At 71.8% G+C, this 13,761-nt stretch carries 13 protein-coding genes; 5 read left to right on the top strand and 8 right to left on the bottom strand.

The genetic code is table 11. The annotated features are described in order from the left end of the window. Positions 1–162: 162 nt before the first annotated feature. Positions 163–1,356, top strand: coding sequence for a hypothetical protein (locus ACIBBH_RS36635; protein ID WP_399412287.1), 1,194 nt, complete (start codon positions 163–165; stop codon positions 1,354–1,356). Between the two features lie 397 nt (positions 1,357–1,753). Here the strand turns inward: ACIBBH_RS36635 and ACIBBH_RS36630 are convergent, their stop codons facing one another. Both ACIBBH_RS36630 and ACIBBH_RS36625 read right to left on the bottom strand, forming a co-directional pair. After that, on the bottom strand, positions 1,754–1,981 hold the full coding sequence (locus ACIBBH_RS36630; protein WP_392824563.1) for a hypothetical protein: 228 nt from the start codon (positions 1,979–1,981) through the stop codon (positions 1,754–1,756). Between the two features lie 148 nt (positions 1,982–2,129). Then, complete coding sequence (locus ACIBBH_RS36625; RefSeq protein WP_399412285.1) at positions 2,130–2,927, bottom strand: hypothetical protein; 798 nt, start codon at positions 2,925–2,927, stop codon at positions 2,130–2,132. Positions 2,928–3,619: 692 nt separating this feature from the next. Between ACIBBH_RS36625 and ACIBBH_RS36620 the strand changes: the two genes are divergently transcribed. From ACIBBH_RS36620 to ACIBBH_RS36610, 3 genes are all read left to right on the top strand, one after another. Then, positions 3,620–4,756, top strand: a complete 1,137-nt coding sequence (locus ACIBBH_RS36620) for a hypothetical protein (protein WP_399412282.1) — start codon at positions 3,620–3,622, stop codon at positions 4,754–4,756. A 671-nt stretch (positions 4,757–5,427) separates the two neighbouring features. Beyond that, positions 5,428–5,697, top strand: coding sequence for a hypothetical protein (locus ACIBBH_RS36615; RefSeq protein WP_399412280.1), 270 nt, complete (start codon positions 5,428–5,430; stop codon positions 5,695–5,697). 15 nt (positions 5,698–5,712) lie between these two features. Continuing rightward, positions 5,713–6,672 carry a helix-turn-helix domain-containing protein gene (locus ACIBBH_RS36610; RefSeq protein ID WP_399412278.1) on the top strand — a complete coding sequence of 320 codons (960 nt, stop codon included), beginning with the start codon at positions 5,713–5,715 and terminating at the stop codon, positions 6,670–6,672. 155 nt (positions 6,673–6,827) lie between these two features. Here ACIBBH_RS36610 and ACIBBH_RS36605 read toward each other — a convergent pair whose 3' ends face one another. Further along, the gene (locus tag ACIBBH_RS36605) at positions 6,828–7,256 is read right to left on the bottom strand and encodes a hypothetical protein (RefSeq protein WP_399412277.1); all 429 of its coding nucleotides are present in this window, start codon (positions 7,254–7,256) and stop codon (positions 6,828–6,830) included. A 282-nt stretch (positions 7,257–7,538) separates the two neighbouring features. Here ACIBBH_RS36605 and ACIBBH_RS36600 point away from each other — a divergent pair, with 282 nt between their 5' ends. Further along, positions 7,539–8,279 (top strand): SOS response-associated peptidase, encoded by a 741-nt coding sequence (locus tag ACIBBH_RS36600; protein ID WP_399412275.1) that lies wholly within the window; start codon positions 7,539–7,541, stop codon positions 8,277–8,279. 123 nt (positions 8,280–8,402) lie between these two features. On the opposite strand, the gene ACIBBH_RS36595 is transcribed toward ACIBBH_RS36600, so the two are convergent. From ACIBBH_RS36595 to ACIBBH_RS36575, 5 genes are all read right to left on the bottom strand, one after another. After that, positions 8,403–8,639: a hypothetical protein gene (locus ACIBBH_RS36595; RefSeq protein ID WP_399412273.1), complete on the bottom strand. Its 237-nt coding sequence runs from the start codon at positions 8,637–8,639 to the stop codon at positions 8,403–8,405. 237 nt (positions 8,640–8,876) lie between these two features. Beyond that, positions 8,877–10,763, bottom strand: coding sequence for a hypothetical protein (locus ACIBBH_RS36590; protein ID WP_399412271.1), 1,887 nt, complete (start codon positions 10,761–10,763; stop codon positions 8,877–8,879). Between the two features lie 300 nt (positions 10,764–11,063). Then, positions 11,064–11,195, bottom strand: coding sequence for a hypothetical protein (locus tag ACIBBH_RS36585; RefSeq protein ID WP_399412269.1), 132 nt, complete (start codon positions 11,193–11,195; stop codon positions 11,064–11,066). A gap of 418 nt (positions 11,196–11,613) precedes the next feature. Further along, positions 11,614–11,988, bottom strand: a complete 375-nt coding sequence (locus ACIBBH_RS36580; RefSeq protein ID WP_399412267.1) for an SH3 domain-containing protein — start codon at positions 11,986–11,988, stop codon at positions 11,614–11,616. A 154-nt stretch (positions 11,989–12,142) separates the two neighbouring features. Further along, positions 12,143–13,420, bottom strand: coding sequence for an MFS transporter (locus ACIBBH_RS36575; protein WP_399412265.1), 1,278 nt, complete (start codon positions 13,418–13,420; stop codon positions 12,143–12,145). Between the last annotated feature and the right edge of the window lie 341 nt (positions 13,421–13,761).

The raw sequence follows: 13,761 nt of genomic DNA, 5'->3' as shown, positions 1-13,761 counted from the left end.
TCGGCTCCGCCCTGGACGTCGACCTGGACGACGGACGGCAGTTCAGCGTTCACCTCGACGGGAGAGTCCGCCCGGCCTGGGACGGCGGCATCCCGAATCGCAGCCGGTGTCCCGCTCGAGCCTGGAACGCTTGCTCGCTGCCGGTACGTGTACCGGGTGCGGGTGCACAGCGAGGGGCCGGAGCGCCGGGTCTGGATCGGCACCGAGAGCCTCGCCCACCCCACGCAGTGGGTGCCCCTGGCGGATTGCGGGTGGACGGCAGACGGACTTGTCACCCAGGCCGCGCAGCGGATCCTAAAGGAGCCGCCGGCAACCCGTCCCCGGCGCAGGCAGCCGCTGCCGGAAGCAGTCAAGCAACTGATCCGGGGCCTGGAAGCGGCACAGCGGTCCGGCACGGTCGAGCACGTCCGCCGGCTCTGCGAAGGCAGTGACTCCTTCCTTGAGTCCCTGGAGCCGCACGCGCGGACGCAAGCCCAGCAGGCCCTCCCCGAAGCCCGTACATGGCTGAAGAGCCATATGGGCTACCAGCAGCGCGTGTTCGCCGACCTGGAGCGCGCCGTGAACGAGAAGCGTGCCTGGGATGTGCGCGAGCACTACAACCGGGCCACCACCCTGACCCGGCGCGGTGCCAGCGACGCCGAACTGCAGATGCTGCAGAAGGCTCGCCTCTTCCTTCAGGAGAAGAACCACCAGCCCGCCCCGGACACGGCCGCCCGTCGACGCCAAGCGCTCGGCCGACTCGCTCCGGCCCCGCCGCGCGCAGGAGCGGTGCCACCGTCTCGGCCCGACGCGGACGACGCACGCGAGCGACGGCAGCAGCAGGCAGCCGTGCTGAGGGTGCGGCGTCTGGTGGCCGAGCACCAGCAGACGCACATGTCGCCCAGACGCCGCGAGGAGAAACTCCGGGAACTCCAAGACGCCGTGACCGCGGCTGACGGTGCCCTGACCGGCAGTCTCCTGCGGCAGATCCGGGCGCTGAGGGAGAAGTACGCCGTGGACGAGACGGCGCCCTCACGGCACGTCCCGCGCCCTGCCGAAGGCCTGTCGGACGAAACCCTCGCCACGGCGGCCGCAGTGGTGCGCGGTGCTCTGCAGCGGGTAGCCCGTGCCCAGCAGACCCTCACCTGGGCCGCCCTGAAAGGACAACTGGGCCCTGCCCTGCCGGACATGACGGACCAGGAGCGCCAGCGCCTGATCGCCCTGGTGGATGCGGCGTCGCAACGGGATGAACCGCTGCTCTCCAGCGTCCTCGCGGCCGGCGATCCCCAGCTGGCCGAGGCGTACCGGCTGTCCGCGAACCTCCTCGAACCTCCTCGGCGGCGACCTGCCCGCAGACGATCGCGAGCTCCTGCGTGATGTGATCGATGCTGACGTACGTCAGACACACGCATTCTGGCGCCCGCGGTGACCCCGCCACCGAAGAAACCGGCCCACCCGCGAACCCACTTTCCGCAGCAGTTCGACCAAGCCGGACGACAGCTCCTGCTCGTCCTCGGCATGAACCAGATCCACCGCCGCATTCGCCTGCTGCCTCGGTGAGCGGGGTGTCCGGGGCGTGGCGGTCAACATGGCGATGGTCGTCGTGCACGGGTGCCCAGTGTGCGGTCGGTGGTCCTGACGCAGGCGCCCCCGGACGGGCCGTGGTTTCGCCCCCGCACACGTGCACGTCCGCGTGCCGGGGCGCGGCCATGCCGGTGCCGTCCGGCATCGGCGGGCATTGCCGGGAAGGGGTTTCGACCGAGCCCGCCGGTCGTCAGCGCCGACGGAGAGCGAACGCCACGGCGAGCGCGGCGATCAGCGCCGAGGCCACCCCGCACACCGCCCCGATCGGCCCGGTCAACGAGGGGTGGGCCAGGCACAGGTAGAGCGTGGCGCCCAGGACGAGGGCGATGACGATCCCCAGCACCAGGAGCAGCACGGGGTCCGTGGCCGGGGGCGGCGCGGCCGGCGGCTGCTGGGGCTGGTTGGTACCGGTGGACATGCGGGTTTCCTCTCTGGGATGCCTGCGGAACAGTCCGCAGGCGGAACGCGGGGCATCAGTGGCCCGCACCCCCTCCTTGGCGTCGCGGGGTGCCAGGCGGACAGCAGGGTGCGAGACGGCGGGGTCAAGGCCCGCAGCTCGGCCGGGGTCACCGCCCCGCGGACGCGGTCTTCTTCCTGGGCTTGCGCGGCCGTGTGATGGCGGTGCGCTGGTACTGATGGACCAGGGTGAAGCCGAGCGGGGAGAGCGGGGCTTTGGTGCGGTGCTCGCGTCGCTCGACGAGCCCGAGAGCGACGAGCTTCTTCAGCCCGCGTTCGTGGGTGTCAGGGGACCAGCCGTACCACTCGGGGGCCTTCTCCGCGGGGAAGGGCGACCAGTTCTTCTCGCGGGCGACGACCAAGAACAGGGCCAGGGCCGGCAGGTCCAGGTTCTCGTCACGGCCCTGCGTCCAGAACGTAGTCGGGATCTGCAGGAAGCGGTTCTCCTCCGTGTCGCCCACGGGGCGGTCGTAGGGCTTCCCGGTACCGTCCTCGCGCAGGAGAGTGACCGTGATCATGGTTCCGCTGCGGCTGCACTCGATCAGCTTGCGCGCCTGCAGCCGCCGCAGGGCCCGCCACGCACCGGTGCGGGCGGACTGGTCGGTCGCGGTCTCGTAGATGTCCATCAGCCGCGCCCACACCGCGCTGTCGTGCGTGGTCGACCAGCCGTTGTCCCCGTTGCTGCACGCGGCCACGATGATCAGGTAGGCCTTGAGGCCCCGCAGGTCCCTGCCGTTCACGAAGTCCTTCAGGGGGCCGTGGCGGCTGGCGGCTCCCTTGTTCGCCTGGACGAAGGTCTTGCGCAGCGGCACGTTGGCCCGGATCGCACGGGCGAGGACAGCCGTACGCGTGTCCCGCCCGGTTGCGGTCTCCTGCATGTCCCGCTCGGCGGGCGTCGTCGTCTTCACGCAGCAGAAGGTAGCCATCTGGGCCTTCCAGACCCAAACGTTTGAGCGTCTGAAAGCCTGATGTGGTAGCAGCCGACCATGGACGTCCCAGCGGGTGTATGAGAGAGCTGATTGAGAGAACCATGTGGCAGGTCCAGGTGGGAGATCCAGGTGAAAGGTCGACTGGGAGATCCGGTGGCTGGGACGGGGGACGCCTCGGCTCCACAACCCGGATGCCCGGCCAGCGCTGCCATAGCACGTCGGCGGACGTGACCGACCACTTCGCTTCTCGGCCGTCGTCCCCTCTTCGAGGCTGGGCACGTTGCGTGAAGCCCACGACGCGTGGCCGCAATCGGCCCTCTGAGCGCCTTTCAGGCACTGCTCGGTCCCCAAGGACGTACCGCACCCGGAAAGGCGCAGACGGAGGTACGGCGGCTGAGCGGACAGGCCGGTCGAGGCGCGGCTCCAGGATGACCAGACCGTCCGGTCGTTGTTGAACTCGACCGTGCCGTAGGGAAGGTGCTGCTCGACTACAAGTTGGGGCGCAGCCGCTCGGGCCACCACCTGGGCCCGTAGGCCGGTCTCGGGCGTATGAACCACTGGGTGCGAGACCTCGGCCTGCAGGCGCGTAGAACACCCGGCCGGACGCCATCTGGTGGCCGTGCTGGCCGCCGTCGACGATGTCTAGGAAGAATCACAGACGGGGGTGGGATGTGGAGCCGGGAGCGTTCTTCAGCAGCGGCGACGGATGGGGCGAGTCGTGGGTGCTCGACATCGGGCTGATCGAGTCGCTGCGGTTCGGGCCTCCGGACGGTCACACCGACCTGGACGTGGCGATTGCGCTGACCCGGCTCCTGTACGACGACTTCGTCTCCTACGGCACCGACGGCCGGGACATGCGACTGAACAACGACACCGTGCCCGTAGTCATGAAGGCCCACCGCGCCGTGATCGAACGTCTCGCCCTCGAGCCGCCGACGTGGCCGTTCAGGGCGTTCGACGGCCCGCGCGGCTTCGGTTCGTACTGGCGTGACAACGACATGAGCGGCAGCTGGAAGGCCCGCCGCGACTGCGTGGAGAAGATCCTCGGCCCGACCAGAGACGCGCTGGAGGAACTGCAGGAGCTGGAGTACGAGAGCCGGTTCCGCAACGGTCCGGCGGGCAGCTTCAAGAACCTGATCTTCGCCGCCGACGGCGAGAAGCCCGAGCTCGTACTGCGGGACGCGGTGAACAACGACGTCGAGATCGTCCGCAACGCCCACACGTGCCTGGTGTTCACCGATCCGCTGCCGCCGCAGGGTCTCACCTGGCGGCAGATGGTCGCCTGGTGGGCGAAGAACCACCAGCCGGACACCGACGAGAAGACCACCGCGAGCGGCCTGTACCGGCGTCTGTACCGGTCGCTGGACTCCGTGCCCGAGCAGCTGGTGATGCGCACGTACTGCGCCCGCTACGCCGAGGAAGGCGGCTTCGACCTGCCCGCGCTGATCCCGCAGGTCTACCTCCACTACGACCCCTACACCCGCCGCAGCGGCAAGCAGTCCGGCGCGCTGCCCCGCCAGCGCATGGACTTCCTGCTCCTGGCCCCAAACCGCTCCCGCATCGTCATCGAGGTCGACGGCGTCCAGCACTACGGCCGCCCCAACCCGCCCGACGAGAAGGGGCGGATCACGCACACCGCCGTACCGCGGCTGTACGCGGAGATGGTCGCCGAGGACCGGCGGCTGCGGCTGGCCGGATACGAGATCTACCGCTTCGGCGGCTGGGAACTCACCCAGCCCCACGCCGAACAGCTGGTGCAGGACTTCTTCACCGAACTCCTCGCCCGGCACCAGAAACCGGCCTTGTAGATCGGTGTCATCTCGCTGTGGGGCTGTGCCGTGGAGGCCAAGCTCATCCGCCGCTGAGCGGGACCACTGCTGTTCGAGGACAGCCGATGAGGAGACCGTCGTGCATGGAGGCCAGGCGCCGGGAGAGGGTATGCGGCGGGACCGGTCCGCTTCGGACCGGTCCCGACCGGTACAGGCCCGGTGTCAACGGGTCTGCGGTGTCCCTGCGTTGCTTCGGTTTGCGGCCAGTAGCGTGTCAGGGAGGCCCGAGGGCCGGGGCGGTGTGTGGGGGGAACCAAGCGTGCCGCTTGGTTCCCCCCACACACCGCCCCGACGCTCGGGGCTGGTTGATGGCCAGCTTTCCCTCTTTGACTGCGCCCTGGCAAGGCAACCTTGAACACCCGTGAGCCGGGCCTTCGTCGTCTGGCTCCATGGCGCGGGCAACAAGCCTGGTCGGCGGCGTAGGACTGCTCGCAGCGGACGGTTCCTGGTCCCTCGGCGGTTCCTGGAACGCGGGTGAGCCGAGGGCCCGCGCGCGGGGTGTGGATCGTGGCATGCTGCTCGTCACCGGGCACGGAGGCCGTCAACTTCCGTGCACTCACCGGTTTTTGCGGCCAGTAGCACATCAGTGTGCGGGCTGCCGGTGTCTCCGTGACCGGCGGCCCGCCCGTATGCCAGGGAGGTACTTCGTCATGTCCAGCATCCGTGAGGGCGCGCTGGCGCCCGTCCCCGACCGCGCCCGGCCCGGCCGGGCACCGGTCAGCGCCGCGCAGGCGTGCGGCGTCAGCGTCTTCCCGCTGCTCGGTGCGGGGCTCGCCCTCGCCGGTATCCCGGTGCGCGAGGTGCTCGTCCTCCTGGCCGGGTGCGGAGCGATCGGTGCCGCCGTGTACGCGGTCGGCGGAGGCGGCCGGCGGCTGCTGGAGGCCTTCGCGGCCGCCGTGACCGCCGCCGCCCGCAAGTGAGAGGGGGCTGGTGAGATGCGTCCGGTGAAGACCGCCGCCGCTGGCCCGCTCCACGCCGCGCTGGCGCACCGCCTTCACGAGTTCCGGCAGCGGGCCGGGCTCACCTTCGCTGAACTCGCCGAGCGCACCGCGGCGCTCGGCGACCCGGCCTTGGCTGTCTCGGCCGCGACGCTCAAGCGCGCGGCCGGCTGCCGCACCCTGCCGAAGCAGACCACCGTCGTGGCCTACGCGCGCGGCTGCGGCGCCACACCGGAGGAGGAGCGCAGGGCACTGCGTCTGTGGGCGCGGGCCCGGGCCAAGGACCGCGGAATTCTGCGCCAGCTCCACCTGCCCGCGGTGCACAACATCCGCACCCGGCGGGAGTTCACCGCCGCGCTCGCGGCCGTCTACGAGAGCATCGGAGCCCCGCCGCTGCGCACCGTCCAGCAGCGCGCCGGGACCGTCCCGCAGCCGGCAGGGGTCGCCTGTGAGAGCGAGGTGTTCCTGCTTCCCCTCGGGACCTGCTGGCGCATCGCCAACCGGAAGATCAAACTGCCCGCCTGGAAGCACTGTGAAGCGTTCCTGCGTGGCTGCGGAATCACCGGCGAGCGCACCCTTGAGCAGTGGGAGCAGGCGTGGAGGCACGCCTATGCGGCTCCGGCCGCGACAGCCGGGGAGAGGCTGCAGCCGCGTGACCCGAGATGGCAGCCGGGGCGCACCGCTGGACGCGACACGATGAAGTACGGCGAATTCATCCGTGCCCTGCAGGAGGCCTCCTCCCTCCCCTCCGACGGCCTCGGTGTCCAGGGCTTGAAGGTCAGGCACCTTGCACCTGTTTCTCAGCGGAACGACATCCTCGGCGACCTGCACAAAAAGCTGTTCGGCTCCGCTCGGCGCAACGGTCTGGCCCCCGACACCGGCCTCGACGGGATCCTCGTCTCCGGCGACGGCTCCGTACAGCTCGTGCAGATGACGTTCGCCCTTCCCGGTCCCTGAAGGTCCGCGGGTCCCGGCGCAGCAAACGACGCGGACGCGGCTGAACCGTCGTGGCGAGTGAGATCGCTATGGCCCACTCCGTTCTCGATCCGGCTACGGGTCCGGGGTCCTGACGGCCCGCCGCGCGGGAGCGTGGCGGGCCGTTGACGGGGAGGCTATGCGGTCTTGCAGTACGCGCTGATGGCGGTGTTGATCTGCTTGGCCTCGGCCGGGCTCACGGTGTGCGTGCTGTTGCTGAACCGGGCCTGCGCGACGTCGTCGACCTTGGGCGACTTGCCGTTGATGGCGGAGCACTGGTTGCGGGTGTTGTCGATGGCCTTGTCGGGGTCGGCGACCAGGGCGGGGTTCACCTTGCGCAGTGCGGCCAGCAGGTCGGTTCGGGCCTGGCCGGTGGGCGCGGCCGGGATGCCGGCAGCGGCGAGCGGGTCGGACGCCTTGGACGCGGTGGGCGAGGCCTTGGACGCGGTGGCCGAGGGGGTCGGCGCCTTGGCGGGCTTGGTGCTGCTGTCGTCGCTGCTGCTGCACGCGGTGAGCGTGGCGGCGAGGGCGAGGGCGGCGAGCGTGGTCATGGTGGCGCGGTTCATCTGGTCTTCACGGTGGTGCTGATAGTTCGCGTCATGCGACTCGCGAGGGCGCCAGATGGTTGCCCGGTGCATGCGCCTGCCCAGGGAGTGGGCCCTGGGAGTCTCCTGACCTGCCCGCAAACGCAGGCACGTCCTGAAAACCGCACCTGATGCACGTCGCGTTCATGGGATGCGGTCCTTCCGTTTGCGCAGCTCTCTCGATCTGCCCATGGGCGAAGACGACGTGGACTGTCTCCCCGCCCGGTACCTCGTCGAGCGACGGGGCGGTGAGACAGTGGTCGCATGTGCGGCCGATACGTCTCTACCCGGCGCCCGCAGGACCTGGCGCAGCTGTTCCACGCCGACGAGTGGCCCTCCACCGAGGCGCTCGCACCGAACTGGAACGTCGCCCCGACCAACGACGTCTGGGCGGTCCTGGAGCGCACCCCGCGCGGCGACGACGGGGCAGCGCCCGCACGGGAGTTGCGGCCGCTGCGCTGGGGGTTGGTCCCGTCCTGGGCGAAGGAGGTGAAGATCGGCGCGCGGATGATCAACGCCAGGGTGGAGACCGTGCATGAAAAGCCGGCCTTCCGCCGCGCGTTTCTCAAGCGCCGCTGTCTGCTGCCGGCGGACGGCTTCTACGAGTGGCAGCCGGGCAAGGACCCGGCCACCGGCAAGGCGCGCAAGCAGCCGTACTTCATCCACCCCGAGGACGACCAGGTGATGGCGCTCGCCGGGCTGTACGAGTACTGGCGCGACCCTGCCGTCTCCCAGGACGACGACCCGGACGCCTGGCTGATGACCTGCACCATCATCACCACCGAGGCCACCGACGCAGCCGGTCACGTGCATCCGCGCATGCCTCTGGCGCTCACCGAGGACCACTACGAAGCCTGGCTCGACCCCACCCACCACGACCCCGACGAACTGCGCGCACTCCTCAGCCAGCCCGCCGACGGGCACCTCGACGCACGCCCGGTCTCCACGGCCGTCAACAACGTCCGCAACAACGGACCCCACCTCCTCGACACGGTCAGCCTGTAGCGCCCCAACCGTGCCGAGGCGGCGCGGTGAAGGGTCACCGCCCGACGTTGTGCGTACCAATCGCGCACATGGGGCGTACCTGGGCCGTTCGGTCGGGCACCGCCACTGTTGGCGCGCCACCGGTCACGTGACCCGGACGCGTCCGTGGACGCGGGCCAGCTGCCGCAGTTCGGAGCGTGCCGGGGGTACCGAGGGTGCTGTCTCCCAGTAGGGGTGCCACCACAGGCGTACGGACAGGAGCAGCAGGCGGCGGCGCAGGGCGGTGGTGTCGCGGGGTCGGGGTGCGGCAAGCGCGTCGTAGGTGGCGTTCCAGGCGGCTTGTGTCTGCACCAGGTCGTCGGGGAAGTCGGTCACGTCCATACCGTCATCAGAACGCTTGTTCGAATTATGTGTCACTTCAGACACACCCCGCCCCCGCGCCCTGCGCAGCTTCCGCGTCCTGCTGTACGTCCGCGACGCCCAGCCCCGCACCAGCGACAGCGGCCCGCAATGGCTGGATGCCAGCGGCTTGACCGGCTACCTGCCTATGCCGAAAGTCCCCCGCGCGCGGTCGCCCGGCTCCAGCAGCGGCGAGGGGGTCCCGACGCCTCTGGGCGGTCAGGCTCGGCGTACGCCCGGATGGTGCGCTTGCGCGGAGGAGTTGTGGGCCTGGCGAACCTGCTCCGCGGCGGGATCGGTGCGTGGCGCGGCGGGCGCGGTGGCCTTGGAGCGTTCACGGGACTGCGCTGCGATCCGGGCGGCGCGTGCGGCCGGCGCTTCGGACGGCGAAGGGTCTCGATGCGCTGCGCCGTCGAGGGCTTTGAGTGCGCGGACCGTGTTCGGGCGGCTGATGCGCATGTCGGCGAAGCGGGTCTGCGCCCGTTGCAGCGCTGCGCGGGCCTGCTCCACGTCCTCCTGCGATACGGACGGACGGCCGAAGGACACCGCGCCGCTGCGATAGGCGGCTTCCACGCTCTCCAGCTTCCGTGCGCTCTCACCGATCGCCCGAGAGGCCTGGGTGTAGGCGTCGATCCCGAGCCCGGAGTTCTCGAGCAGGTTCCTGCGTACCGTGTGCCGGCCCGTGCTGGTCACCGCGTAGGGGAAGATCCGCTGCAGGGCCTCGCGTGTGAGGCGGCGCTGCTCGGAGAGGGTCGCCGCGATCCGGTCCTCGGCGCCGTTGACGTGTGCCATGAAGGCGTCTTCGGCCGCGACGATCTCGGCGGCCGTGCTGGCTCGGCGTTGTCCTTCGGTGGCCTGCGCGGCGGCGACGACGGCCGCGTGCTTGGCGGGTTCGGCGGCTGCCTCCGCGTCGGCCAGGACGCTGGCATGCATGAGAAGTGCGTGGCGTGCGGTGAGCTCCTCCAGCTCCTGGTGCAGGCTGTGGTGGGAGAGCAGAGCCGCGTCCTGCTGCGGTGAGGCCGATTCGTTCGCATCGGCCGCAGCGGTGGCCTGGGCGAGAGCAGAGGTGGCGCGGGCCAGCCGGTCCATGGTCTGCTCGGCCGCGCGCCGGGCCACAGGTGAGATCAGCCGCCACTGAGCGGCTGCCTGCAGGTCTCCTTCCAGGTGCTTCGGGTAGCCGGGGATCGCCGGTGCTTGAACGTCTGTGGCGTTGTGGGCGGGGGCCTGGTCGGGTTGCTGCTCGGCGGCCGTGACCGCCTCGGCCAGGGCCGCGGCAGCATCGTCGAGCAGCCTCTGTTCCCCGTCCGCGCCGATGAAGGACAGGCGGTTCAGGTAGGCACGGGCTGCCTGGTTGGCGGGGTGTCCGGGGCGGGGATGGGCTTCGGCCACAGGGGCAGTCGCCGGGTGCACGGTGATCAGGTGATCCAGGATGCTGCGCTGTGCGTCTTCGACGAGTTCGTGGAGCTGGCCGGTCTCGAAGCCGAAAGCCAGCCGGTTGAAGTGGGCCAGGGCGGCCAGCAGTTGGGCTTCTTCGCTGCGGGCAGGTGCCTCGGCGAGGGCGAGGGCGTCCAGCATCTCGGCGGCGCCGGTGCGCAGCAGCGCGGCGCCTTCAGCCTGTGGGGCGGTGAAGCGGGCGGTGAGGTGCTTGAGCATGTCCTCGTCGGGGAGGGTGCCCAAGGCCAGGGCCCAGATGTGCCCGCCGCGCTGCCAGGACGAGGGCGAGGGCTCTTCCGGCCGGTAGGGGGTGGGGTCGTCCGGCTGTACGTACCGCAGGCGGTGGTCGAGCCAGTCGGCCGCGTCGGCGGCCAGCGCACCCCGGAGGATGCCGGCACTCTGCCGGGTCTGCGGGCCGGGGTCGTCTGCCATGGCGGCCAGGGCCTGCTCGGCGTCGGACAGGAGCTCGCGCGGTCGAAGCGGCCGCCAGGTGGCGCCGTGGTCATCGCTGACGTGGCCGGTCACCGCGAGGTTCTCCTCGCGCTCGTTCGTCAGGTACCAGCGCATGGCCACGACCGGATCGTTGATCAGCAGCCCGGGTCCGTCGGGGCCCGACAGCCTGGGGTGGTTGTACGTGCTGGACAGGGCGTAGAGGCGGTCGGTGTCGGGCACGCGGCGTCTCCCTGGTCCCGGTGGTGTCCGTCTGGGCGGGCTGTCGGTTCAGGCTGCCGCGCGCCGCGCCGCACGCGGCTGTCGCGGGCGGCCGTTCCCGTGGTGCGGGAGCGCGGCACGCGCGGCTGCCTGCGGCGATCCGCCAGGCGGTCCGCAGGCGGCGTTCACCGCTGTGGCGGCCCGGGGGCGAGGCTGGACGCAGTGGCCGGGGAGGGAGCCTCGTGGGGCCCCGGACGCGTCGGCGCCCGCCCGGGATGTGTTGAGGGCCCGGACGGGCGCGTGGACTGGAGGGGCGTCGTCTTACGGGCGCGCCGCGGACGAGGTGAACGGGCGCGCGGCGAGGTCCTCGGTGGGGCGGGCACACGGCTGGGCGGACTCGGCCGGGCGGATGACGGAGAGCGGGCGGGAGGTGGACGGGCGGCGCTGGTTCATCGAAGGCTCCTCGAGAGGGTGACGCATCAGTCGGACAGAGGTGATCTCAGCAGCAGCGGCCCCGGACCGCCAGGGACAGAAGCGGGCAAAATTCGCTTATCCCTAGGGATGGGAAAAGAGTTGGTGCAGCGGTCTGGGATGCGGGACAAATCCGCGTTCACGCTCCCGGCCGGTCCGTACGGCGAACCTTCCGACAGGCCCGCCGCTCCCGGTGTGTTACCGCCGGGGTGCCGCCGTTGGCCATCTCGGGCATGCCTGCTTCCGGCGGAACTCGGGCGGGCGGCCGTCAGCCGCCGCGGGCACTGCGCGTGGGCGGTTCGCGGCAAGGGCACGGCGCGCAGGCGGCAACGCAAGGGCCCGCGCCTCGGCACCCGGAGAGGGTGTGCCAAGGCCGCGGGCCCCGTGCCGGCGGACGGTGTCAGTCGGTCTGCATCGGCACGTCGATGTAGTCGCGGCTCACCCAGCCCCACTGGCCCTTGTGCGCGCCGTAGTACGGCTTCAGGTATCCCCAGCCGCCCTTGTAGCAGGCCCAGTAGACACCCTGGCCCTTGTTGAGCAGCCCGAGGCTGGTGTAGCTGGTGCCGGGCCCGGTGCGGAAGTTGACGGTGGCGATGACCCGGGTGTCGAGCTTGACCTGGTGGGTGCACGCCTTGGAGCCCGTCGCCGCGCTCGCCGGCGCGGCCGCGGCGAGCGACAGTCCGAGAACCGAGGAGGCGGCCACGGCCGTGGCCACGGTCATGGTCCGGGCGCGGTGCGCGGGCTTGGTGCGGCGGAGGGCGGACGGAAACGGCACGGCAATCTCTCCTTGCTCGGTGGTGGTGAAGGGGAGCCTCCAGGCGGGCAGCGGCCCGCAACCGGTGCCGGGCCCGGGCGTGCCAGGGCCCGGCATGGCGATCGGGGACGGCGTTCCGTGAGGTGGGACCACTCCCCCGGCGGTGGGAGCGGGCTCAGGCGGCGGCCGGTGCAGCCGCGGGCGCGGTGGGGGCTGAGAGCAGGAGTGCGCACAGGGCGGCGGCCACCAGCGGGACGGCGAAGTGCCCGCCGAGCGGACCGGCCAGAGCAGTGCCGCCGGCCACGCCCAGGCGGATCGCGCTGGACATCCAGCCGACCGCCTCCGTCGAGGTGCCCGGCGGCGCGAGCGCGGTGACGGTCAGACTGGCCACGGTCAGCAGGGGGACGAACAAGGCACCCGGCGCCGCCGACAGGACGAGCACGGCCGGGGCCGGGAGCGGGGCGAGCAAGGGGAGCCACCCGGCCGCGAACAGGGCCGCCAGCACCAGCAGGTGCCGTGACTGAGGAGCGGTCGCGCTCTGGAGGCGGGCGAACAGCACGCCGCCGAGCAGTCCGGCCGCGGAGAACGTCGCCGGCAGCGCGCCTGCCAGCCAGGAGGCGTCCTGCCGCCCGGCCACGGCGATCGAGGCGACGTCGAGGGCCCCGACCGTGCCGCCGAGGAAGACCAGCGCGCACAGCAGCAGGCGCATGGCGGGCGGGCGCAGCACGCCCAGCGGGTCCGGGCGGCGGCTCACCGCGCGCCAGGCCCGGGCGGGGGGCGCGGTGGCGAAGACGAGGGAGCCGGCCCAGGTGGCGGCGGCCGCCAGGGCGAGGGCCGCCGCCGGGGTGAGCCAGGTGGCCGTGACGACGGCGAGGGCGGGGCCTGCGACGTAGACGATCTCCTGGGTGGAGGAGTCCAGGGTGTAGGCGGTGCGCACGTGGGCGGCATCGGGCAGCACCGCCGGGTACAGCGATCTCAGGCCGCCTTCGAGGGGCGGGCATCCGGCTCCGGCCAGGGCGACGCACACGGCCGTGAAGGGGAGGCTGGTGGTGCCCGCGAGGGCCAGGGCGCTCAGCGCCGCCACGACCAGTACGGCTCCCAGGTGGCAGGGCAGTGGCAGGCCGCGCCGGTCGGCCAGCCGCCCCAGCAGGGGCAGCCCGAGCGCCGGACAGACGCCGTACAGCGCGGCCAGCAGGCCGGCGGTCGCCAGGCAGTGGCCGTCGGCCTGCGCCTGGAGGATCAGCGCGACGGGCACGATACCCAGAGCCATGCGTCCGGTCACCGAGGCGCTCAGCAGGCGGCCGCAGTAGCGGTGGCGCAGCACGGCGCGGAAGGTCGGCCCCTTGCCCGGTGCGGTCGCGGGGCGGGCCGGAACCTGGTGGGTGGACGGCTGGGGTGCAAGGCCGGCCACTTCGGCGGTGCGGGGGACGTCGCGGACCTGCACCTGGGCCATGCCTGCCTGCCTCTGCAAGAAAAGTCGGGGTGTTAGGCGGAGGGCCCGCCCGCACGGCGGCCTTGTCAGGGGTGCACGCCGCGCGGGCGGTGGGATGCAGCCCGGGGAAGAGCCGCAGGTGGCACAGCCCAACAGGCCCACGGGCACCGCCTCAACGCCGCGTCCCCGACAGCGGTCGGTGCCTGGTGCCAAGTCCCAGCACCTGGTGCGGCGTTCCCTCTCGCCGGTCCGCCTCGCGGCCCCGCAAGGGTGGCAACGCCGGTGGGCGGCCTCCGCGAGGGGCGCCAGTGTCGGGGCTGCTCGCCCACAGCAGCGACCGGTGGCCAACCGGCCGGCAGAGC

The sequence above is a fragment of the Streptomyces sp. NPDC051636 genome (genome assembly GCF_044453765.1).
Lineage (GTDB): Bacteria > Actinomycetota > Actinomycetes > Streptomycetales > Streptomycetaceae > Streptomyces.
Note: the sequence above shows the minus strand (reverse complement) of the source record. Positions and strands in the feature narration are given on the sequence as shown.

What these genes read in the sequence shown, in the direction of transcription:
- ACIBBH_RS36630 (WP_392824563.1), bottom strand. Translation starts at nt 1,981, where the DNA reads ATGTCCACCGGTACCAACCAGCCCCAGCAGCCGCCGGCCGCGCCGCCC.
- ACIBBH_RS36615 (WP_399412280.1), top strand. Translation starts at nt 5,428, where the DNA reads ATGTCCAGCATCCGTGAGGGCGCGCTGGCGCCCGTCCCCGACCGCGCC.
- ACIBBH_RS36610 (WP_399412278.1), top strand. Translation starts at nt 5,713, where the DNA reads ATGCGTCCGGTGAAGACCGCCGCCGCTGGCCCGCTCCACGCCGCGCTG.
- ACIBBH_RS36605 (WP_399412277.1), bottom strand. Translation starts at nt 7,256, where the DNA reads ATGAACCGCGCCACCATGACCACGCTCGCCGCCCTCGCCCTCGCCGCC.
- ACIBBH_RS36600 (WP_399412275.1), top strand. Translation starts at nt 7,539, where the DNA reads ATGTGCGGCCGATACGTCTCTACCCGGCGCCCGCAGGACCTGGCGCAG.
- ACIBBH_RS36595 (WP_399412273.1), bottom strand. Translation starts at nt 8,639, where the DNA reads ATGGACGTGACCGACTTCCCCGACGACCTGGTGCAGACACAAGCCGCC.
- ACIBBH_RS36585 (WP_399412269.1), bottom strand. Translation starts at nt 11,195, where the DNA reads ATGAACCAGCGCCGCCCGTCCACCTCCCGCCCGCTCTCCGTCATCCGC.
- ACIBBH_RS36575 (WP_399412265.1), bottom strand. Translation starts at nt 13,420, where the DNA reads ATGGCCCAGGTGCAGGTCCGCGACGTCCCCCGCACCGCCGAAGTGGCC.